The organism is Xenorhabdus szentirmaii DSM 16338 (assembly GCF_002632585.1).
GTDB lineage: Bacteria > Pseudomonadota > Gammaproteobacteria > Enterobacterales > Enterobacteriaceae > Xenorhabdus > Xenorhabdus szentirmaii.
In genome coordinates this window covers 436,747-456,399 of sequence record NZ_NIBV01000001.1, presented here as the reverse complement: position 1 = coordinate 456,399, position 19,653 = coordinate 436,747, and the positions used below count along the sequence as shown (strand labels likewise).

Below are 19,653 nucleotides of genomic sequence, written 5' to 3'. Positions count from 1 at the left end.
TTCAATAATTCGCCTGTCATCCAATAACGTCCACGATGAGCGCTCAAGGACTCGGTAACAGGAGAAAAAATATGACAATGACAGCACCGAAAGAAAATCTTATTCGTTTGCCGGAAGTTCAACGTAGAACGGGTTATAGCAAGGCGTGGATTTACAAATTGATTAGCAATGGAGAGTTTCCGAAACAAGTCAAACTCGGTTCTCGTTCAGTCGCGTTTATTGAATCAGAAATTGATAATTGGATTGCACAACGTATTGCAGGATCACGGGCAGCATAACACCTAAAAGAACATGACATAAAACACGTAATATAAAAAAACAACGCCCCAGAGTGCGCGAACACAACCGGGGCGTCTGACCAACAACCGTTAATTGAGGTAACGATGATGGCTGATATACAGCATACCCAAACTCACCCTAAATTTACATCTTCAGATAAGACCACGCGTCAAAAAACACTCGACCTGATCCAATCTGTGAAAAAATCTGCTGCCTGCGTGTGGCATCAATATCCCGGCAAAAGACAAACATGGTGCCTGCCCGATCTGCGGCGGCACTGACCGTTTTCACTTTATTGATGATCACCATCATGGTAACTGGCATTGCCGCCAGTGTGATACCCCAAACTATGGTGATGGGCTGGATTTGGTGGCAAGAACCAAAGGAATTTCTATTACTGAGGCGGCGAAAATCGTCGCAAATACACTGGCATTGCCTTTACCTGAACCCAAGCCAGCCAGAGAAACCACTTACACAACATGGCCAATTGCCGAAAAAGTGGCGGCACTGGTGGCAAAATCCGTTACCGGACATTCGCCATACCTGAGCGCAAAGGGGCTGCAATGCCCCAATCAGCAATTGCTTGAAGATGGCTCCTTATTGTTGCCACTAACAACACTGGACAAGAAAGTCACGGGTGCGCTGCTTATCAGGCCGGGTGGAAAAAGAAAACACCTGTTTGGTACTCAAAAGAAAGGAGCATTTATCGCCCTGTCTGAGCCGGGCGAACATCCCGACACAGTCATCATTACCGAGGGTTACGCTACTGCACTGACGGTCAGCCAGTTATATAATGGCCTGATTCTGGCGGCACTGGATGAGGGAAATTTATGCCCAGTGGCAAAAGCCGTTCGGGAGTACTGGCCGGACACAAAAATCATTATTGCCGCAGATAATGACTGGCACGAACCGGACGAACGGGATAAAAACGGCAAACCCAAAAAGAATGTTGGTAAAATCTCGGTAGAAAAAGCGGCTATTGCAGTGAATGGTTGGATCACGTTACCGCCGACAGAACATAAAGCCGATTGGGACGACTACCGCCAACAACACGGTGTAGAAACGGCAAAGCTGACGTTTGTTCAAGGGCTTTATCAACCGGCACCCATAACGAAAAAAGCTGCGATTCAGCCCAATGATGGCGAATCGTCAAAACTGACCTTATGTCAGATGGGTGCCAGCCAATGAATTTAAATAAAAATATTTATAGGTGAACAGTTTTATCCCTAATTCTTTAATAGGGTGGGGGGTTAAATAAAAATGGTTTTTCTGGCGGGTATAGTATTTTTCAAGATCCCTGATTTATCTGGCTAATACATTAACCAGATAAATCAGGGAAGACAAGCGTAGCGCGTCAGTGTCGTGTTAAACAAGCCAAGATGTTTATGTTCGGTGAAATAAGAAGATCTTCCTGACTGGCAATTAATTTGGGATTTCAAACCTAAGATGCTCTAGATTCTGCCAATCCAGCGTAAAATCTTCGATAATAGCACCATTATATATATTGCCAGACAATATTGACGGGAGTTTTCAATAACTTCTCAACTGTGTTGATAACTGACTGCAATCCTTCTTCCGTGTGGACAAGTTCCATTTCTCTGTCATTGCATATCAAAGCATAGCAGCCGAACGCGCCACAGTTCTGGTAATCTAACTCAGGAAGCGACAGTGTTTGTCCACAACAAGGGACTGCCCACTTTGTATGGATTTTTCCCAGCCTTGATTCTTGATGCCAAATATAATCCATTTTTTCATTCCACCATTCTGTAATATTACTTTTACAGCATCGGCATGAAGGTATTCTAAAAAGTTCCATACCATGAAACAGTTCTATATCTTCACCAACATAATGCTCAATATAAGGTATCCCTGCAAAATGCCTCGCCGGTTTTCTTCTCAGTGTATTTATATAATCGGTTGTGGCATCCATTGCTGATGATTCTGGAATATAGGAAGGGTCTTTAGGTACAAACATTAAATAGGAGTCATTCATATTATTTTATTTCTCTTCGGCACTTATTGTATAAATTCAACATCAGCTATGAGCTGATAAACTCATAGCTGACTACAACAACACGATATCAAGCGCAAAATCCGTTCTGACTGGCAATCAATTTTGCACCACAGGCGGTTTGCATACCTTCCAATGCAATGTTTTTTCCTTGATATTTTAAATTACTGCTCCCTTCGACAATCGGAAAGGTTCCTTTGCATTTTGGGCAGGCGACTAAATCACCCTTAGCGGCAATAGGTATACCTTGATAAACATAATCATTAATAGCGCTAATAACCTGACCACCATGATCTGTTGTGTCGTTTAATCGAATAACCGCTTTGCCTGCCATAGTTATATCTCTGCTATTAGTGGTAATAACTGTAAATCCCGCAAACAGATTTCGATATCATTGGATTTATTGATATGTTCTTTATTGTCTATATCAAAAATATCTTTTGTGGCAATAATCAATGTGCCCACATTACCTGCTTTATCAGGGATAGGTAAAAGTTCTGTTGCCATTGGAACTGAAGTTGTATCAATTTCTGTAGGTAAATAAATCATACAACCAGCCCCTAAGCGATCAGGAAATACCTTTTTTTTGTTTGCTGTATATCTATTTGCCTCAACTGCAATGTAAGAATAACATCTACTGGAAATAAGAAACCTAACAAATTCAACTAATAGTGGAAACTGGAACTCACTCTCTTTAATATTTAAATTCAAAGATATTTTTGTTTTACCCAACTGTTCCACTCGGTAATTTTGATAAAATATTGAACATGAAAGATCATCAGATTCCCCATCCCAAATTTGCTTTCCAATAAAAGGAAAGTTTTTCTTATAACTCGATTCAAATTCACAAAGCGCCTTATCTGTTGGAGCTTGATCATCAAAAACAGGATACAGAATAGCCTCTTTACGTGTATGCCCTGGTAAATACCAAGTTTTATTGCGTCCAAATAATCTATCAAGTTGCGAAGTTATTTGGTATAAATCAGAAAAAATTAATTTAGGTGTTAATTGTTCTTTCCAATCAAAATATACTTCTATTTCCAGTGATGAGATATTCATATATTCCTCAATTACTCTACGAATGGTGTGTGAAAAACTTTAATGTTTGTATGGATAGAAAATACATTGGAATAATAAGCAGCTATTTCAGCTTCCATAAAATGCCAATGAGAATTTGGAATACCCTCGAATGAAATACATACATTTTGTTGTCGCTGTGCTTGATTTTGCATCGATTCATGTCCCACCCACCATCCTTGAGGGGTACCATTTTTAAAAAATTGCTTATGTTTAGCTTTAGCTTCAAGAAACAGACATTGTTCAGGTTTCCAACCATCGAAACGAACAACCTTGCAGTTCCAAACCTGAATACGATTTGTTGCAGCGTCATATACAGAATTACAAATCTGAATCTGGTAAATGGTTGATATAGCTGAAATACTAACTACTTCCCAATAAGGACTGACATTACCTATAGCCGGGCATTCTTTACATTTAGTACGAGATGAAGTAATAACTTCTGTGTCTGATTTAGCATTATCTTTTTCATCTTCCTTATCTTTTGTGGCTTCATTGATACCGACTCCTACACCAACTCCAATTGCTATCCCAGCCATAGCAGTTAAAGTGTATTCAAATGCTGCCGCAATTGCAGGGACGGCAAAAAATAAAGGTACTGGCATCTTAATGTTTCCTTTTCATTAAATTATCTAGTATTAGCAGGTAATCACGGTATTGCTGTTCTGGATTATCACCTGCGTTCAACATGTTTTTAATTTCAGGGGATGCGTGATAATTACGATTAAATGCCACAAGATAGAGGTAAGAACGTATTAATTTCTCATCTTTAAACCCCATATCAATCAAATCCAGATACGCTTCTTTTAACCGTTTATGCAAGCTTTGTTCGCTTTCATCTCTGACTAATTCAGCATGTTCTGACTGAATTTGCTTTCGAACGTTGGTGATATAAGCTTCATCTTCCGCATCGATAAATTTACCGACCTGTTCCTGACTGAGTTTTATCATCGTTGTGCTCCTTTCACAGAATAAAACTGATCATTCAGCCAATATTCCCATTCATCAATCGATTGTGTGAATGCGGTTAGCTGTTCCTGACTAAAAATATCTGGGATTTGATGCAGAATGCGCGGATCGTAAAAACGTAGCAGGGCTGTTTCGCCGCTTTCCAATTGAACGTTCAAGTAGGGTTCGAAATGACGGGTCAGTGCATCCAACGACTGTGGCGTATACACCCATGAAACAGCAGGAAAAGTTTTTTCCAAAGTTAAGAACCGTTCCATTAATATCGTATCGTGAGTAATGTCAAATAACCACGGCCCGGCAAAGGCGATTTCAGAATCCGGAAATTGGCGAAACAGCGGATTATTCAGCCCTGCAAGGTAAGTTAATTCTTCATCAAAGAGTCGTTCATACTGTAAGCCATCAACCAACGCATACCTTTTCATATTAGGGTGCATTGTTTGATATTTCTGCCATTCTTCCTGTGACACTGAAATCATGATTGCCCCCTGATAACCATGGCAGAACCGCCTAATGCAGCTTTCATCAAGCAACTAATACAAATTTTCTCTGGCGGGGTGACTGACACTTTTTCCGCTTGAGCCACATTAATGGATGACAACTTATCTAACATATCCGGCAATTTTCCGCCCCAACCTGAACCATTGCCCGGTGAACCACTCCCCATATTAACGGCAGAGCTGCTGCTGATCCCGCCCGCATCGATTTTCAGAAAATGACCAGCGGCTTGAATGGTCAATTCAGAACCGGCATCAATCACAACTTTAGTTCCAGAACTCAAATGAATTTCATTGCCGCTTTGGGTTAACAGCGCATCGTCGGCTTTGATATGGAGCTTTTGCCCGGTTGACAGCGAAATATCATTGCCTGCCTGTACGCGATATTCATTATCAATGCGTAAATGGGCGTCATTTTTAATGTGGTGTGTCCGGTTATGGCCTACATTGTGGGTTTCATCATTGAGCACCTGCGCTTTGATGTCTTTTTGCGCATGAATAAACACTTCTTCACTGCCTTTGGCATCCTCAAAACGCAGTTCGTTAAACCCGTCGCCTTTGTGGGTTTTGGTTTTAAACGTGGTGCGGGTTTTGGCAGACGGTAAATCCAGTGGCGGGCGATTCAGGCCGTTATAGGCACAGCCCGTCACTATTGGCCGGTCAATATCGCCGTTGAGATAAGAGACTATCACTTCCTGCCCGATGCGTGGGATCGCCATAAAGCCAAACCCATTGCCGTTCCAACCCTGTGTCACACGCACCCAACAGGAGGCACTGTCATCGGCCTTGTCGTAGCGGTTCCAGTGAAAATGCACTTTGATGGCTCCATCTTTATTAACGAAGATTTCTTCGCCTTCCGGCCCAACAACGGTGGCGCTTTCATCACCGTCTGCCAGTGGCTTGTAATGAAACGGCGGTCGCCAGTCGGCAAAACCGTCGATAAAGCTGAAATCGTTGCTGAGTGTGGTGCCCTCGCCGCTGTTATCGCCCAATGCCTGTGGGCAACGCCCATGATGGCTGATTTCAATAACCTGCCAACGGGTATTGAGCGGGGTATGGGGGTGATTTTCGATTTCGAAGATTTTGCCCGGCTGCAGTTTGATGCAATTGCTCTGCCCATTACCCCGTTGCGTCTGGTTTTTCAGCACTTCATGGCGGTATTTCACGAACGGTTTGCCTTCTGCTTCCTGCTGGAAACGTCCGTAGCTCTCGTAAATGGTGTAGGGGGTGAGTGAGCCTAATGCCTGATATTCCGGGCTGCTCTCCAATTGGTACACCGGAGAAAGTGGCCTGTCCGGGTTGTAATCCCGGTGAATACTGCGTTTGGGTGCCATGCTGACGCCAAGACGTACCTGATAAATCACATCCTGCCCGTGGGCGGTGTCAGGCTGGGGCTGGTATTGCAGCGGTAGATTGGCCGTCATCCCCAGATGGCTGTCACTGAAAAACAGCGTTTCATCTTCAAACCAAAAACTGATCCCCTCTTCGGCCGCCAGCCGGCAGAAAAAAGCATAGTCCGACTCCCGTTTCTGGGTGGTGTATTCCCGGTTGTGATGGGGATTTTCCAGTTGCGAATCGGCACGGACATAATGTTTTTTCAACAACAAGTTAAGGATATCCGGCACACTTTGGCGATGGTAAATATGGCTGTCCTGATTGAGCGTCAGCCGCCAGAGGAAAGGGCGCACGGTGAAGGAATACAGGGTCTTGTTACCGTCAGTACCGCACCAGTCAGCGTGGGAAATAATCCCGGTGATTTTGCGTTGTTCAGATTCCCCGTGGAAGATTTGTAACACGGCTTCCTGCATCAACAGCGCAGTTAAATCGATTTCCGGCTTGGGTTTAAACGGGTTGTCAGGTAAAGACTGAACCAGTGTCAGGTTCAGGGTGAAGAGGTCAGACAGCCCTTCCCGCAGGGTAAAATCCGCCACGGCAAACGTCTCTTCGGGCAAATCCCCTACCCGGCAAAGAAAACGCAATCCACTTTTTAGCATTTTATCTCCTTATCTTCATTAACATCTCAAGGCACTACATTTCACTGCGCCGCCCGGTACGCTGCCGGAATGTCCATAACGCCTGTGACTCACCCTGCCGGTAAATGGTGAGCAGGATGAAATTATTCTGCACAACAAAACACGTCAGCAGTTCGTCGATTACCCGGCAGAACTGGTACATGATGCCGTCATTGTCATAACAGTCTGGATCAAGGGTGATATGCAGATAGTGACCATTAATGGGACGCCCCTGTCCCTCTTTCGTGTTGTCAATACGTGCATCTGACCGGGCGTCAATTTGCACAATGCCGTTAATATGCTGCTGTATCCGGCGGCTCAGCATGCGATCATGATCCGCATAACAATCATACAGACGCAAAAATCCTTTCAGCGATTCAGCATTGAACAGCAAAAAAGGCGGACAGTTTAAAAAATCGATCAGCGGCCAGTCGGATTTACCCATCACCATGGGTGGAAAATCGGGTGACACCGCCGTGATATTGCGGGCGTGTAAATGCGCCGGCACTGATGCCTGTGTGTGCGTAATTTCACCAATACCCAATTGCATGGCCTGAATATGGTAGCCGGAAACATGGGCGCACACTGTCTGGGGTGGCAAATTCTTCGCCGCCGCGCCATCCATACCAATAAAGCGGATCTGGTTATGCAGACGTCCCAGTAAATCGTCTGTGACCCATGACTGAAAGTAGACGTTATCAGGATCGCCCTCATTCAGCAGCCAGTCGCTTTTGGATTGGAATTGGTCAATGGGCAGGAAGCAGCAGGGTTTACCACGCGAGGCGCTTCCTGGCACCGTTTTTTCGCCGGGCTGTTTGGCTGTCTGAATGTTTTCCGTACGGAAAAGCCGCACGGTATCTGCCAGCGTCAGCGGATAACAGGCATTACCCGGCTCTAATGACATGGGCTGACTGACCATCGGCTCCAGATGAACCGCAGGCACACAACCAAGCTGAAAAGCATCCCCCAGTGAATCCAGCGGCAGTTCCCCGTTCAGGCGGATAATCAGCTCACAAGTATTATCCGGATTTAACTGCAATTCGCGTTGCTCCCTGATATCCAGCGTCATGAAACTGAACACATGAGGCAGGCAGTAATATTCAGTCATTTGTTGCAGACGGGCAAAAGGCAGGTCTTCGGTGGGCAATAATGTTTGCCGGAAGTTTTCACTCCAGCCCAGAAAATCACTGCTTCTGAGCCTGATTTCGTTTTCCGTTGTCAGCAGATAAACCTCCTCAATCTGCATATCCAGCCATAAACTTAACTGGGCGGCGCGGTTTGGGTCGGAACCCAAAAAGAAATGCAGTTTTCCGCCTGACCAGACAGGAGATGTATTTCCCGTTTGCTGTAGCGTCAGCACAATATCGCTGTATTCGCGGGTTTTTTGGATCTGTTTATCCAACACCACAAACGGCTCAACAGGCAAATCACGGCAGGTATGAAACTGTAGATTCTGTTCTCCCTCAGCGGCCGTTACCGGTGTATCCTTGGGAATATGAGCGGCACCCTGATGCACGCCCTGGTGGGGCGTGAACTGCATAATCGTGGTTGGAGGTACAGGCCGCAGGGTATGCGGCCAGATACGGGCGAGTGTTTCATGGGACACTTCGGGGCAGGTATCATCAATTTTACTGCACACACCGGAAGACAGCAGGGCAAAACCCTCCATAATCCGCAGGATATCCGGATCATTGGGATGCTCCAGCAATTCGGCCAGATAGAAGTTTTCCGCTGCGGTTAACTTCATTTTTTCGCGCAACCAAGCCAGCTCTTGCAGGTATAGAGATTCTTTATGGTTTTTCATGTCTCTCCTTTTTTGCGCAGATGTCCGAGTGAATAATCTATCGGCATTTCATTTGAAATATTTATAAATAAAAAATAATTTGGACTAAATTTGGCTATGATACGCAATTATCCGTTAATTTAATTGATGGGTTTCATTTTTTTTACGATTCAAGAAAAATCTTAAAAAACAATCGCAGTAATCATTTGACCCCCTTCACTTCAACCGATAACATCTTTGCTGACAATAACGATCCATCGCCTGTCAGGATCGCCTTCGGGTGGCGAAATAAATCTCCCGTAGCCTGAAAGGGAGAGCAAGTATTGCGGTACATCTGCGCACTTTTGGAAGCAGATATCGTTGGACAATAACCCCTCGTCTGGCGATGAAAGTTATCCGGTTTCTGGACTCACCGGCTCATCATTCACGCAGAGCAGTCCCCTGCCACGTTTATCATCACAATTTAACCCTGCACGATCTTAATCCATACTTTGATTAACTCGCGATAAGTCCCGAATACTGTGCGGCGTCACTTGTGTATGAGCTGCTCGATTACCAAGTGACGCCGCCGGGCGGCAAACGTTCAGAGCACAACCAGACTGGCTTTTCGACCGATTTGAACCCGGTATTACTGGGTGACAGCGCTTTCACAGGCACTTTTTCACCTCTTACCGACTTATTCCGTTTGTTTTTCACCCACTGCCTTGCAACAGGCCGATGCAGTAAAAAAGGAGACATCACACCACGTCACGATTAATGAGGCGTTCATCCTGAGCTATCAGGCTCTGAACGGGGAGCATGTCATCGCCGTGCTGAGCACGCAGCGAACTCCTGCAAAAACTCAACATAACCCTCGCCCTGCTACACATTATCTGACGTACCACGGAATGGTGAACCTGAACCGACACGCAGAGATTTGTTTAAAAACGAATGAAAAATGAATAAAAACAGAGGCAAAGTGGCAGGAGATGCGGAGATGGCGCAGAAATCAGTGCGTTCAAAAGTTGAGCGGTTCAGGAAAGAATTTATCACTCATGCCCGAAAAGCCGGTGGGAGTTTTGCCACGGTCGCTGACCGGGAGCGCATTGCCAGGCAGTTCCTCGACTATTTGAAAAACAACGGCATTAAACTCAGGCAAATGGATAGCCTCAAGGCGAAATATATTGAGCGCTATATTGCTCAGCGTAAGACTGACCATATCAGTCACAGGGCACTGCAAAATGAGATGTCAGCACTGAGAGCGATTTTAGCGCAGGCCGGAAAGCTTAAGTTGGCCGCACCGGACAATCCGCGTCTGAGCAATCGGGCACTCGGTATTGCGGATATGAGCCGCAAGGGCACGAAGGCTGCGCTGACACTGACAGCGTTCAGAGAAATTTTTCAGCAGGTCGAGCAAAAAGACCGGGGCGTGGCCGCCGTGATGCAACTGACCTATGTGCTGGGGCTGCGTACTAAAGAAGCCGTGTGATGTGGCACACTAATTTTGGTCACCATTACAGAGGTGATATTCTTACCTCAATAAAAAATAGGTGACATTATGCAAAGACGTTTTAGTTCAGAATTCAAACTGGAATCCGCACTACTGGTGCTTGAACACAACTATTCTATCGCCGAGGCAGCCAGAGTCATGAATGTCAGTAAATCTGCCATGGGGAAGTGGGTTAATCAGTTAAGGGATGAGCGACAGGGACTCTCACCCAAGGCAACGCCAATCACACCGGAGCAGCTTGAAATCCGTGAATTAAAGAAAAAATGTAACGCCTTGAAATAGAAAATGAAATTATAAAAAAGGCTACGGCACTCTTGATCTCGGACTCCCTGAACAATTTGCGTTAATTGAACGATTCAGAGTGCATTACCCCGTCGTTTTGCTTTGCCAACTCTTCGGCATACATCGCAGCAGTTATCAAGCCTGGCGAACCCGAAAAAAATCGCCAGATCCCGAACGTGTTCGACTAAAGAGCTTAATTCGCGAAGCTTTTCAGGAAAGCCACGGCTCTGCGGGAGCCCGGACTATGGCGTTGATGGTCACCGCGAAAGGTCGGCCATTAGGGCGTTGGCTGGCGGGCAAATTAATGGCTGAAATGGGGCTGGTCAGTTGCCAGCCATCACGGCATAAGTCCCCGCGGGGAACACCAGAACACCTTGATATCCCTAATCACCTTGGACGTCAATTTGCGGTCACCGAACCCAATCAGCTCTGGTATGGCGACGTGACATTTGTGTGGACAGGGAAAGGTTGGGTTTATCTGGCGGTGGTGATTGATCTGTTTGCCCGGAAACCTGTCGGCTGGGCAATGTCTTGTTCACCGGATTCAGCATTAACCAAAAGGCGCTCAAAATGACTTATGAATCAAGAGGAAAACCATAGGGTGTTCTGTTTCATAGTGATCAGGGCAGTCATTATACCAGTAAAGCGTTCAGGAAATTATGGAGTCATTACCAGATCAAGCAAAGCCTGAGCCGTCGGGGTAACTGTTGGGATAATGCGCCAATGGAGCGTTTCTTCAGGAGTCTGAAGAGTGAATGGATCCCATTGACAGGGTATCGAAATGCGGAGGAAGCCACGCGCTCTATCATCAGTTATATAACGGGCTATTACAGCCAACTTCGTCCCCATTGGTATAACAATGGGTTGACACCGAATGAATCAGAAAATGTATTTTGGAAAAACTCTCAGGAGGTGACCAATTTTCGTTGACCATATATGGACGTTCCCGGTTATGCAAACATTGAATTGATACGGTTTTGCGACCATATATCCGGCGTCATTGTGGGCTAAATCACCCGCGCCATAATGTCATTCGAACCCTGTTTCCTTATCACAACATAGGTATATCACTACCTTGGTCAACTACAGGCTATTACAGGGACGGTAGCCGTTTTTTCATCAGTGTATGCAAACTCAATAAAACGTCTTTTTCAATCTGTTAATTCACCGCTTTCTTCACCATAAAATCCACATCATCTTTCAAAATGCGCCAGATAATGCGCACTAGTTTGTTCGCTAAAGCGACTGTGGCCTTCATGAAGCTACATCGGGCAAGTAACTTTCTTAACCACTCGCCCAATGCATCATCACGTTTTTGACAACAGCGCATCACCGCCCGGGCACCGTGTATGATTAACGTTCGCAGGTGACGGTTGCCCTGTTTGGTCATGCCTGACAGATGGATTTTCCCTCCAGAACTGTATTGACGTGGCACCAGCCCACACCAGGCCGAGAGCTGACGACCCTGCGCGAACTGATCTACATTGACGTCACTGACAAAAGCGGCGGCAATCAACGGCCCCACACCGGGAATGGTCAGTAAGTGGGCGTAACCCGATTGCTGACTTGAAACCGCCTGAATCTCTTTATCCATTTCGTGAAGACGAGCATCAAATCGCCGCATATCGTCCTGTAATGAATGCAACAGGCGACGAAGAACAAAGGATAAAGCATTGTTTCCGTCTTCCAGAATATCAGGCAGGGCTTGCCGGAGTTGCTGAATGCCCGCGGGGAGCACAAGACCTTGTTCAGCGAGCAACACCCGCATTTGATTAACTGATGCGGTACGTTGTTCCACGATGAGTTGCCGTGCACTACGCAGGGCTTTGATATCCTGTTGTTCGACCGTTTTGACAGGAACAAAATGAATCCCGGGGCGGCAGGCGGTTTCACAAATGACCAGCGCATCATTAGCATCATTTTTTTGATTTTTACAGAATGCCTTGACATGCTGAGTCGGGATAAGCTTGATTTCATAGCCCATGTTCTGGAGCGTTCTTCCCCAGTAGTGCGCGCCCTGGCAAGCTTCCATCGCAATGAGGGTATTGGGCGGAAACGTCCTGAGTGTATCCAGCAATTTTTGCCGTGAGATTTTTTTATTCTAGGCCACAGAATTATCCGTTGACCAGACACAGACTTGGAAAACGTTTTTGGCGAGATCAATGCCCACCACTTTAATTGTGTTCATGAGAAGATCTTCCGAAATGCAATATACTCAGTATAAAGTTAAAGATGACACTGTCAGCCACTGAAAAAGGGAACGTCCATCACATCACAACACCTTTGAGTTCCTGAGTGAGGCAAAGAGCTTTTATAAGGTGTTACCTAAGCGACTAAATAAATACAGTCTGGAATTACACGGTGACAAATCGCAACTCATTCCTGCGGGACACATCGCAGCACTGAGAGCAAATCAGTTTGGCAAGCGTCTGCCTACGTTTAACTTTCTGGGGTTTACCTGCTATTAGGGACAATCATGAAAGGGTTTCTGGCGACTGAAATTTAGTAGCCGAAAAGACCTCTTCGCCGCCAAATTGAAAGGACTCAGGGACTCCCTCTGAAAGAGCTGGATAAACGTCTCAGCCATCTGAGTACACAACAAGAGGATAACTGACTCTACCGAGTATCGATCCTCTGGGAGTACCAGCTTTGATGATAGTCTTGGGCTACAGCACAAACTTCAAGAATGGTCGCCATTTTGCCAGTATCTGGGACTGGTTCAAGAGAACATAGCGGCTGAGGTAAAGTCAGGTTACCCGCTCCAAAAACCTTGCGTAACCGTCTACTGTTGGCGAATGCGGGTCACTTCGATAATCAGTATTTTCAAAAGGTCTCGCAGTGCTGGGTGGTCGAAGAACGCCGTTATTGTCTGTGGTTGACGAACTTATCTGCAACCGAATTTACCGCTGACGATATTATGGCCGTTTACCGTTGTCGTTGGTAGGCTAAGTCTCTGTTTAATTAACTTAAATCGCATAAAAGTGGGCGAAGTTTTGCCACAGGCCATAAATCTCTGGAAGAAAATATTCTCTGGCGGGGCTATTGTTTAGATTTAGTCTGGTAAGACGTTTACTTCCGGCAGTGTTTTTATTGGAAGCCTCCAGCAATAGTTGAATTTGGTTATGAGCCATATTAAATGGTGTTTTTCATAAGGCATGGTCAGAAATCGTTTTTGTTTACAGAAAACGAAGGAATACTTAACCCAAAATGCTTTCAAGACACCAGAAAAAAATAAGCAAAACAGAACATTGGATGATGTGTTTTGAAAAAAATTAATTGTTAATACCCAGTGTATGAATACAACATATAATCTTTTTCTTTCATGTATTAATAATATTAATTATTTTAATTTTCTTAATATTTGTGATTATTAAGTTTCATTGATTTCATTCATATATAGGGAATGCTAATGCTTTATAATTGTGCAAAGAATTTAATTAAGTTTTTTAGTGTATTTCTAATTTCAGGAACTAGCTTATCCACATGGGCTATCACTAATTCAGATAAAAATTTGAGTGGATTAGACGAAAATGTGAGAAAAGTAGATATTACAGAATTTGGGGGAGCTCGCAGACTTACACAAGATCAAACGGAAGCACTTCGGACCGCATTGAATAATGAAAAAGCTCATAATATTATTTTGTTTATTGGTGATGGGATGGGGGACTCTGAAATAACTCTAGCACGTAATTATGCTAAAGGAGCAAGAGGGGTATTTGAAGGAATTGATGCTCTACCTTTTACAGGACAATATACTCATTATTCCTTAGATAAAGAAACTAAAAAAATAAATTATGTTTCGGACTCTGCATCCTCAGCAACTTCTTGGGCAACGGGAGTAAAAACTTACAATGGTGCATTATCGATCGATGTTTTTGGCAATTCTTACCAGACTTTATTGGAGCTAGCAAAAAAGAATGGAAAAGCAACTGGTAATGTCACTACAGCCGAGGTTCAAGATGCCACACCTGCAGCATTGTATGCTCATATTACAAGGCGTGAATGTTATGGACCAATAGAAACTTCAGAAATGTGTCCTGATGATTCTCTTGAAAAAGGTGGAAAAGGGTCTATTACGGAGCAACTTCTGGCTATACGTGCAGATGTGACATTAGGAGGGGGAATAGATATTTTTTCCCAGCGGTCAATGGCTGGCATCAATATAGGAAAAACGTTGAAACAACAGGCGTTGGAACAAGGGTATCAATGGGTAACAGATGTTGCATCATTGAATATGGTTAAAGCCGCAAATCAAAACAGCCCTTTATTGGGAGTATTTAATGAAGAGGTTTTACATGAAATGTGGGAGGGGCCAAAAGCAATTTATCATGGAAATATTAACGAAGCTCCTGTGAAATGCAAACTGAATTCGAAAAGAAGTCCACAGCAGCCGACATTAGCACAAATGACTAAAAAAGCTATTGAACTATTAAAAACCAATAAAAATGGCTTCTTTTTGCAAGTAGAAAGTGCATTGATTGATGATTATGAACACTCGGCAAACCCATGTGCACAAATTGGTGAAGTAGTTGCTTTGGATGAGGCAGTACAAGTTGGTTTGAAATTTGCCAAACAATACGGGGATACATTAGTGATTGTCGCAGCGGATCATGGACATTCTAGTCAAATTATTGAACCTAATGTTAAAGCTCCTGGTTTGACCCGTTCACTGATTACTAGAGATGAAGCTGTTATCACGGTGAGTTATGGTAATTCTGAAACAACTTCTCAGAAACATACCGGTACACAATTACGTGTAGCAGCTTATGGCCCACACGCTGCAAATATTGTTGGATTAACCGATCAAACAGATATGTTTTTTACCATACGGGATGCTATGGGTTTGAAATAATATATAGGATAGTTTCTTATAACAATCACTCGCGCAATATTCATGATGTACGAGTGATTTTACGTAACCTGAATTCTGTCTAAGCCATCACTGACGGTTTTCTACTCAGAAGAAGATTTTCCGGTGACGGCTTAAATGAAATTCGGGCTACTTGCTTCTTTTGGGTTCTTTAAATTGAAAAAATGATAATCGGTACTCTCATTTTTCTTAAACGAATGGTATTACCTCTATGAAAATAAGTTTTTACTCAACTAGAAGCCGAACGATAACCACGTAATGAACGTTTCCAAACTAATCGTGATATGATAAAGAAAAAGGTAGCTATTCCTAGCGAACCTAGTGCTAGAGGTAAATTTAACATCCCTAACAGTGCCATAACTGGAGCACTGGTCATGACACCAATGGGGATTAGAAAACTAAATATTAGCCTCCAAGGCATACCAAATAGGTGTATAGGCCAGCGAGCAAAACCCAATAATGAAGAGATAACATTGGTCAAGTTTTGTATGCGAATTAATGTAAAAGAGGTAGCAATCGCTAGAATAAACAAAGCGTAAGTTGTGGCAAGCCCTCCTATTGATAAAATGATAGCCATAGCAACGTTAATAATCGATGGCTGAATATCTAGCTGTATAAGAGCATAAATAATCAGACCAAGCCCAAAGAAAAAATCAATCAATTTCCATAGTCTGATATCAATAAGCGAACAGAGAAACAGTGAATCGACTGGTCGGATTAAAATATAATCAAATAAACCTGTTCGAATACCTGACATGGCAGATGAAAGACTGGGAGAAATTAAGCCTTCGACAGTAGCAGTTAACATCATATACCAGCCCATTAGTACCAGCATTTCATCAAAAGACCAACCTGCAATAGAGCCTCGTTCGTTAAACAATACTAACAATGGTAAAAGTTGCAGCACCGCCATGGTAAGTGAGAGTAAACCGTCTATTATAAAATCCCAACGGTATTGTATTGAACGTTTTACACTTAAAATAAATGCCATACGAATGACTGAAAGAGAATGTCTCATTATCCAAACGCCAAATAACGGCGGACGCCTTGCCGCCAGACCAAAAGAGCAGTAGCACACAGTAGGGCCACGAATATGAACTGTAAAATTACCCATTGAGTAGCAATAAGCAGAGAATGTTTTCCGGTTAATATCTCTACTGGCAACGAAATTACAAATCGGAATGGCAGCCAATTGGCAATATTTTCTGCCCATTTTGGTAATAAGGCTAAAGGAAACATATAGCCTGATAGGACACTACTGGCAGCTACATACATTTTATGTATAACCAATGAACGCTCAATCCAAAAAGTCAAACCTCCAATCAGCAAATGAATACTTTGATTGATTAAAAAAGCCCCTGATAATGCAAATATAAATAAGCTAAATTGTGGTAAACTGAATGGTTGGCTCAGAAAATTCATCGCCAGAGTCAATATCAAAATAGGTATAGCAACAATTAGACTTAATATCAGTTCGGCAATAGTAATTGCCAGGTAGTTAATGAAAGGATGAATAGGGCGCATTAACCAAAATGAAAGTTCACCAAGACGGATATTTTCGTTAACTTCCCAGACACTGTTACAGCTGGTTAATATAGTGGTAACAAGAACGGCAATATAGTAAAGATTAAAATCCTCTGTGGTATAGCCTTGAAAAGAACCATCTTGAGTTACTGAGCGCCAAAAAACCAGCATGATTAATGGCATACTGAGTGTGACGAGCCAGAGCAGAAATTCGGCTCGGAATGAGAATGTTTCAAATAATCGGACTTTTATAAGAGCGAAAAGCATGTCGGTTCGCCTCTATTCAGAAAGTTATTTTTGTTTGGCTTTAGATTTTATTTTGGTTGGGATGACCAAAAATCTGGCGTAGTATTTCTTCCAAAGGAGGATCTTCTATAGTGAGATCAATCGCCAGTTGTTGCTCAACCAGAAAATGTACAAGTCTAGGTACATGATCGCGATGTACTCGAATTTGGGAACGTTCTTCGGTTTGTGAAATGAGTGAACCAAAACGTGAAAAATCGGGAATATTAATCTGGCGATTCATCGAAAATGAAATTATTTTCTCAGGGTTTTGTTTTGCTGTGAAGGTTCGCAGGTCTCCATCATAGAAAATCGCGCCCTGATCAACAATAATAATTCGTTGACACAATACTCGTACATCTTCCATATAGTGTGAAGTCAGTAGAATAGTGGCATTGTGGCGGTGATTATATTCAGCAACGAAATCACGTAAAGAGGCTTGCATAGCGACATCAAGGCCAATAGTTGGTTCATCAAGAAAAAGAACCTTAGGTTGATGTATCAATGAGGCTGCCACTTCACATCGCATGCGTTCCCCTAATGAAAGCTGACGGGTGGGTTTGGTCATGATGCTGCTCAATTGCAGTAATTCGCTTAATTCTTTCAGCGTTTTGTTATGTACAGGTAAGGGAATTTCGAACAGTACTCGGATCATTTCAAACGTATCAACGGGGGGCAAATCCCAGATTAATTGCCCTTTATTACCCATAACAAGACCAATGCTATGCAGAAAAGTTTTTTCACGTAAATAGGGTGTGTATCCCTCGACGGTTATTCGTCCACTGCTGGGATGTAATAACCCACTGAGTAACTTTATCAATGTGGTTTTTCCTGCACCATTAGGGCCTAGTATTCCTACTCTCTCACCATCTTCTATCTGGAAGCTGACATTTTTTAGTGCAGCAACAGTTTCATACTTCCTTTTCCAAAGTGAGAGCAGTGCTGAATGGAAACTCTCGTTACGCTGATGCACTCGATAAGTTCTGGAAATTTCTTCTGCTCGGATCATATTCAGTCAACTCCAACAACATGCTGTGCGACACGTAATGCATTTGCTTGAATGGTGAGAGTGGGATTTAATCCGCCGGGGAAAGGCATAAAACTGCCATCCACAACATAAAGATTTTCTAGTTCGTGGACTCGACAATTAGGATCTAAAACTGAACGGGTCGGATCTGTACCACTGCGGCATGTGCCATGTAGGTGAGTACTTCCTTCTTCAGAACGAGTACGCTTAGAATAAATTTGTGTGGCACCTGCGGCGTGAAGAATATCAACAGCTCGTTCAGCCATATAGGACAGTCGTGCCAAATCATGAGGGACTGTCTGATAGTCGATCATTATTTTAGGTATTCCCCAAATATCACGATGAGAAGAGAGTTTCACCCGATTTTCATAGGCCGGAGTATCTGCAATGATGGTTTCTAATTCTAAGGGTAGTAGTTTAGGGAATTCATCGGGGGCAGAGATGGTACGAGCTTCGTAAATTAATCCCCCCATTCCACTAGGGCAACGAGCATCAAGATAGTGGTCCAAGATCGCCAACGTAGAGAAAGGGCCACGAAGACCAATAGCATGATTACTCATGGTATTAGTTACTGGCACTACACCACGTATACGCTGACTGAGTTTCATACATAGTCCACGACCAACGAGATCATGCCGATTACCAATACCATTGGGAGCAAAATGGGTGACTGATCGCAATAAAAGTGCCGCACTCTGTATTGCATTACAGGCAACGAAAAAATACCGTGCTTTTACATGGCGAATATTACCATCTTCTAGATCTAGACAACGCAGTGCACTAATTTGCCCTGCGCGTTCTTGCTCCAGCGCTACGCCTCGGATACCTGAAAGGAGAGTAAAATTGCAGTGGTTAACCAACTGTTTGATATAGATATTCAAGACATCACTTTTAGCACCGTTGGGGCATTGGAAATCAATACAACGTTTTTCTTGTGTGCAGAGTTTAGGATCAATCGCCATCGGAGTTGTGAATGGATGATAACCGAGCTGTTTTGCCGCCGCTGCCATGACATCCGCAGGCAATGATCTTGGGAGGGCATAGCCTCCCTCTTTTGCGGGTGCTGTGTATGGCCCGCCACTGACACGCAATTGTTTCTCAACAATAGCATAGTATTTTTCTAAATCAGCTAAATTAATTGGCCAAGCAATATCAAGTCCAATACCTGATAACCAAGAGCGAGCATCAAAATCACAATCCTGATAACGGAAAGATGCACCGCCATAAAAGAGTGTGCCCCCGCCTACATTTCGCGTACTCCAGGGCCATCCTCGCTCTTCCCAGCCATTTACCCCTTTAATTTCTGCCATGGGTGAATAATCATCCACCTCTTCTTGTGTGACTTTAGGCGCAAGTAGGTTTCCTTCTTCAACCATAATGACCGACCAACCACATGCTTGCAGTGCATTCGCAACTACTGCACCACTAGCACCACTACCTATCACGCAAGCGTCGGCAACTAACTCAATTGGTGCCTGTTTTAATCCATGAAAATGGCGCGCACCTAACTGTATCTTTTTTTGAATTGACATCTTATTATTTTCTCCAAAATCT

The 19,653-nt window shown here is 43.7% G+C and carries 18 protein-coding genes and 5 pseudogenes; 9 read left to right on the top strand and 14 right to left on the bottom strand.

The window, feature by feature from the left end:
- Positions 1 to 71: 71 nt before the first annotated feature.
- The 4 genes and pseudogenes from Xsze_RS02145 (at position 72) to Xsze_RS02140 (ending at position 1,467) form a co-directional block, all read left to right on the top strand.
- Positions 72 to 278 carry a helix-turn-helix transcriptional regulator gene (locus Xsze_RS02145; protein ID WP_038240319.1) on the top strand — a complete coding sequence of 69 codons (207 nt, stop codon included), beginning with the start codon at positions 72 to 74 and terminating at the stop codon, positions 276 to 278.
- Positions 279 to 386: 108 nt separating this feature from the next.
- The gene (locus tag Xsze_RS22045) at positions 387 to 560 is read left to right on the top strand and encodes a hypothetical protein (protein WP_169924451.1); all 174 of its coding nucleotides are present in this window, start codon (positions 387 to 389) and stop codon (positions 558 to 560) included.
- Positions 544 to 591, top strand: a pseudogene (locus Xsze_RS23180) (hypothetical protein); the annotation flags it as partial. The gene Xsze_RS22045 and the pseudogene Xsze_RS23180, both read left to right, overlap by 17 nt.
- Positions 592 to 648: 57 nt before the next feature.
- On the top strand, positions 649 to 1,467 hold the full coding sequence (locus Xsze_RS02140) for a toprim domain-containing protein (RefSeq protein WP_342210418.1): 819 nt from the start codon (positions 649 to 651) through the stop codon (positions 1,465 to 1,467).
- A 307-nt stretch (positions 1,468 to 1,774) separates the two neighbouring features.
- Here the strand turns inward: Xsze_RS02140 and Xsze_RS02135 are convergent, their stop codons facing one another.
- The 9 genes from Xsze_RS02135 to Xsze_RS23080 all read right to left on the bottom strand — a co-directional run bounded on the left by Xsze_RS02135 (position 1,775) and on the right by Xsze_RS23080 (position 8,959).
- Entirely contained in the window at positions 1,775 to 2,272 is a 498-nt protein-coding gene (locus Xsze_RS02135; RefSeq protein WP_038240321.1) for a hypothetical protein, read from the bottom strand.
- An 88-nt stretch (positions 2,273 to 2,360) separates the two neighbouring features.
- On the bottom strand, positions 2,361 to 2,624 hold the full coding sequence (locus Xsze_RS02130) for a PAAR domain-containing protein (RefSeq protein ID WP_038240323.1): 264 nt from the start codon (positions 2,622 to 2,624) through the stop codon (positions 2,361 to 2,363).
- Between the two features lie 2 nt (positions 2,625 to 2,626).
- Positions 2,627 to 3,349, bottom strand: a complete 723-nt coding sequence (locus Xsze_RS02125) for an Imm52 family immunity protein (RefSeq protein ID WP_038240326.1) — start codon at positions 3,347 to 3,349, stop codon at positions 2,627 to 2,629.
- Positions 3,350 to 3,360: 11 nt separating this feature from the next.
- Positions 3,361 to 3,972, bottom strand: coding sequence for a restriction endonuclease fold toxin 5 domain-containing protein (locus tag Xsze_RS02120; protein ID WP_038240328.1), 612 nt, complete (start codon positions 3,970 to 3,972; stop codon positions 3,361 to 3,363).
- Position 3,973: 1 nt separating this feature from the next.
- On the bottom strand, positions 3,974 to 4,318 hold the full coding sequence (locus Xsze_RS02115) for a hypothetical protein (RefSeq protein WP_038240330.1): 345 nt from the start codon (positions 4,316 to 4,318) through the stop codon (positions 3,974 to 3,976).
- A complete protein-coding gene (locus Xsze_RS02110) occupies positions 4,315 to 4,812 on the bottom strand; it encodes a DUF4123 domain-containing protein (protein ID WP_038240332.1) in 498 nt (165 codons plus the stop codon). The genes Xsze_RS02115 and Xsze_RS02110 overlap by 4 nt, the downstream gene beginning before the upstream one ends.
- A complete protein-coding gene (tssI, locus tag Xsze_RS02105; RefSeq protein ID WP_038240334.1) occupies positions 4,809 to 6,824 on the bottom strand; it encodes a type VI secretion system tip protein TssI/VgrG in 2,016 nt (671 codons plus the stop codon). The genes Xsze_RS02110 and tssI overlap by 4 nt, the downstream gene beginning before the upstream one ends.
- Positions 6,825 to 6,858: 34 nt before the next feature.
- A complete protein-coding gene (locus tag Xsze_RS02100) occupies positions 6,859 to 8,646 on the bottom strand; it encodes a type VI secretion system baseplate subunit TssF (protein ID WP_099139102.1) in 1,788 nt (595 codons plus the stop codon).
- Positions 8,647 to 8,827: 181 nt separating this feature from the next.
- Entirely contained in the window at positions 8,828 to 8,959 is a 132-nt protein-coding gene (locus Xsze_RS23080) for a hypothetical protein (protein ID WP_255296583.1), read from the bottom strand.
- Between the two features lie 301 nt (positions 8,960 to 9,260).
- Between Xsze_RS23080 and Xsze_RS02095 the strand changes: the two genes are divergently transcribed.
- From Xsze_RS02095 to Xsze_RS02085, 3 genes and pseudogenes are all read left to right on the top strand, one after another.
- A complete protein-coding gene (locus Xsze_RS02095; RefSeq protein ID WP_038242508.1) occupies positions 9,261 to 9,566 on the top strand; it encodes a hypothetical protein in 306 nt (101 codons plus the stop codon).
- Positions 9,567 to 9,601: 35 nt separating this feature from the next.
- Positions 9,602 to 10,090, top strand: a pseudogene (locus tag Xsze_RS02090) (phage integrase N-terminal domain-containing protein); the annotation flags it as partial.
- A gap of 72 nt (positions 10,091 to 10,162) precedes the next feature.
- Positions 10,163 to 11,326, top strand: a pseudogene (locus Xsze_RS02085) (IS3 family transposase).
- 229 nt (positions 11,327 to 11,555) lie between these two features.
- On the opposite strand, the pseudogene Xsze_RS02080 reads toward Xsze_RS02085, so the two are convergent.
- A pseudogene (locus Xsze_RS02080) lies at positions 11,556 to 12,584 on the bottom strand (IS110 family RNA-guided transposase).
- A gap of 91 nt (positions 12,585 to 12,675) precedes the next feature.
- On the opposite strand from Xsze_RS02080, the pseudogene Xsze_RS02075 reads away from it, so the two are divergent.
- Positions 12,676 to 12,954: pseudogene (locus Xsze_RS02075) on the top strand (group II intron reverse transcriptase/maturase); the annotation flags it as partial.
- Between the two features lie 851 nt (positions 12,955 to 13,805).
- A complete protein-coding gene (phoA, locus tag Xsze_RS02070; protein WP_038240527.1) occupies positions 13,806 to 15,248 on the top strand; it encodes an alkaline phosphatase in 1,443 nt (480 codons plus the stop codon).
- A gap of 247 nt (positions 15,249 to 15,495) precedes the next feature.
- Here the strand turns inward: phoA and Xsze_RS02065 are convergent, their stop codons facing one another.
- The 4 genes from Xsze_RS02065 to Xsze_RS02050 are packed head-to-tail and all read right to left on the bottom strand — an operon-like array spanning position 15,496 to position 19,631.
- Complete coding sequence (locus Xsze_RS02065; RefSeq protein ID WP_038240526.1) at positions 15,496 to 16,284, bottom strand: ABC transporter permease; 789 nt, start codon at positions 16,282 to 16,284, stop codon at positions 15,496 to 15,498.
- On the bottom strand, positions 16,284 to 17,057 hold the full coding sequence (locus Xsze_RS02060; protein WP_038240525.1) for an ABC transporter permease: 774 nt from the start codon (positions 17,055 to 17,057) through the stop codon (positions 16,284 to 16,286). The genes Xsze_RS02065 and Xsze_RS02060 overlap by 1 nt, the downstream gene beginning before the upstream one ends.
- A 40-nt stretch (positions 17,058 to 17,097) precedes the next feature.
- The gene (locus Xsze_RS02055; protein ID WP_038240524.1) at positions 17,098 to 18,081 is read right to left on the bottom strand and encodes an ABC transporter ATP-binding protein; all 984 of its coding nucleotides are present in this window, start codon (positions 18,079 to 18,081) and stop codon (positions 17,098 to 17,100) included.
- Between the two features lie 2 nt (positions 18,082 to 18,083).
- A complete protein-coding gene (locus Xsze_RS02050) occupies positions 18,084 to 19,631 on the bottom strand; it encodes a GMC oxidoreductase (protein WP_051462485.1) in 1,548 nt (515 codons plus the stop codon).
- Between the last annotated feature and the right edge of the window lie 22 nt (positions 19,632 to 19,653).

Bases quoted from the DNA above. Each gene is read 5' to 3' on its own strand.
- Xsze_RS02145 (WP_038240319.1), top strand. From the start codon at position 72: ATGACAATGACAGCACCGAAAGAAAATCTTATTCGTTTGCCGGAAGTT.
- Xsze_RS22045 (WP_169924451.1), top strand. From the start codon at position 387: ATGGCTGATATACAGCATACCCAAACTCACCCTAAATTTACATCTTCA.
- Xsze_RS02135 (WP_038240321.1), bottom strand. From the start codon at position 2,272: ATGAATGACTCCTATTTAATGTTTGTACCTAAAGACCCTTCCTATATT.
- Xsze_RS02130 (WP_038240323.1), bottom strand. From the start codon at position 2,624: ATGGCAGGCAAAGCGGTTATTCGATTAAACGACACAACAGATCATGGT.
- Xsze_RS02125 (WP_038240326.1), bottom strand. From the start codon at position 3,349: ATGAATATCTCATCACTGGAAATAGAAGTATATTTTGATTGGAAAGAA.
- Xsze_RS02120 (WP_038240328.1), bottom strand. From the start codon at position 3,972: ATGCCAGTACCTTTATTTTTTGCCGTCCCTGCAATTGCGGCAGCATTT.
- Xsze_RS02115 (WP_038240330.1), bottom strand. From the start codon at position 4,318: ATGATAAAACTCAGTCAGGAACAGGTCGGTAAATTTATCGATGCGGAA.
- Xsze_RS02110 (WP_038240332.1), bottom strand. From the start codon at position 4,812: ATGATTTCAGTGTCACAGGAAGAATGGCAGAAATATCAAACAATGCAC.
- tssI (WP_038240334.1), bottom strand. From the start codon at position 6,824: ATGCTAAAAAGTGGATTGCGTTTTCTTTGCCGGGTAGGGGATTTGCCC.
- Xsze_RS02100 (WP_099139102.1), bottom strand. From the start codon at position 8,646: ATGAAAAACCATAAAGAATCTCTATACCTGCAAGAGCTGGCTTGGTTG.
- Xsze_RS23080 (WP_255296583.1), bottom strand. From the start codon at position 8,959: ATGTACCGCAATACTTGCTCTCCCTTTCAGGCTACGGGAGATTTATTT.
- phoA (WP_038240527.1), top strand. From the start codon at position 13,806: ATGCTTTATAATTGTGCAAAGAATTTAATTAAGTTTTTTAGTGTATTT.
- Xsze_RS02065 (WP_038240526.1), bottom strand. From the start codon at position 16,284: ATGAGACATTCTCTTTCAGTCATTCGTATGGCATTTATTTTAAGTGTA.
- Xsze_RS02060 (WP_038240525.1), bottom strand. From the start codon at position 17,057: ATGCTTTTCGCTCTTATAAAAGTCCGATTATTTGAAACATTCTCATTC.
- Xsze_RS02055 (WP_038240524.1), bottom strand. From the start codon at position 18,081: ATGATCCGAGCAGAAGAAATTTCCAGAACTTATCGAGTGCATCAGCGT.
- Xsze_RS02050 (WP_051462485.1), bottom strand. From the start codon at position 19,631: ATGTCAATTCAAAAAAAGATACAGTTAGGTGCGCGCCATTTTCATGGA.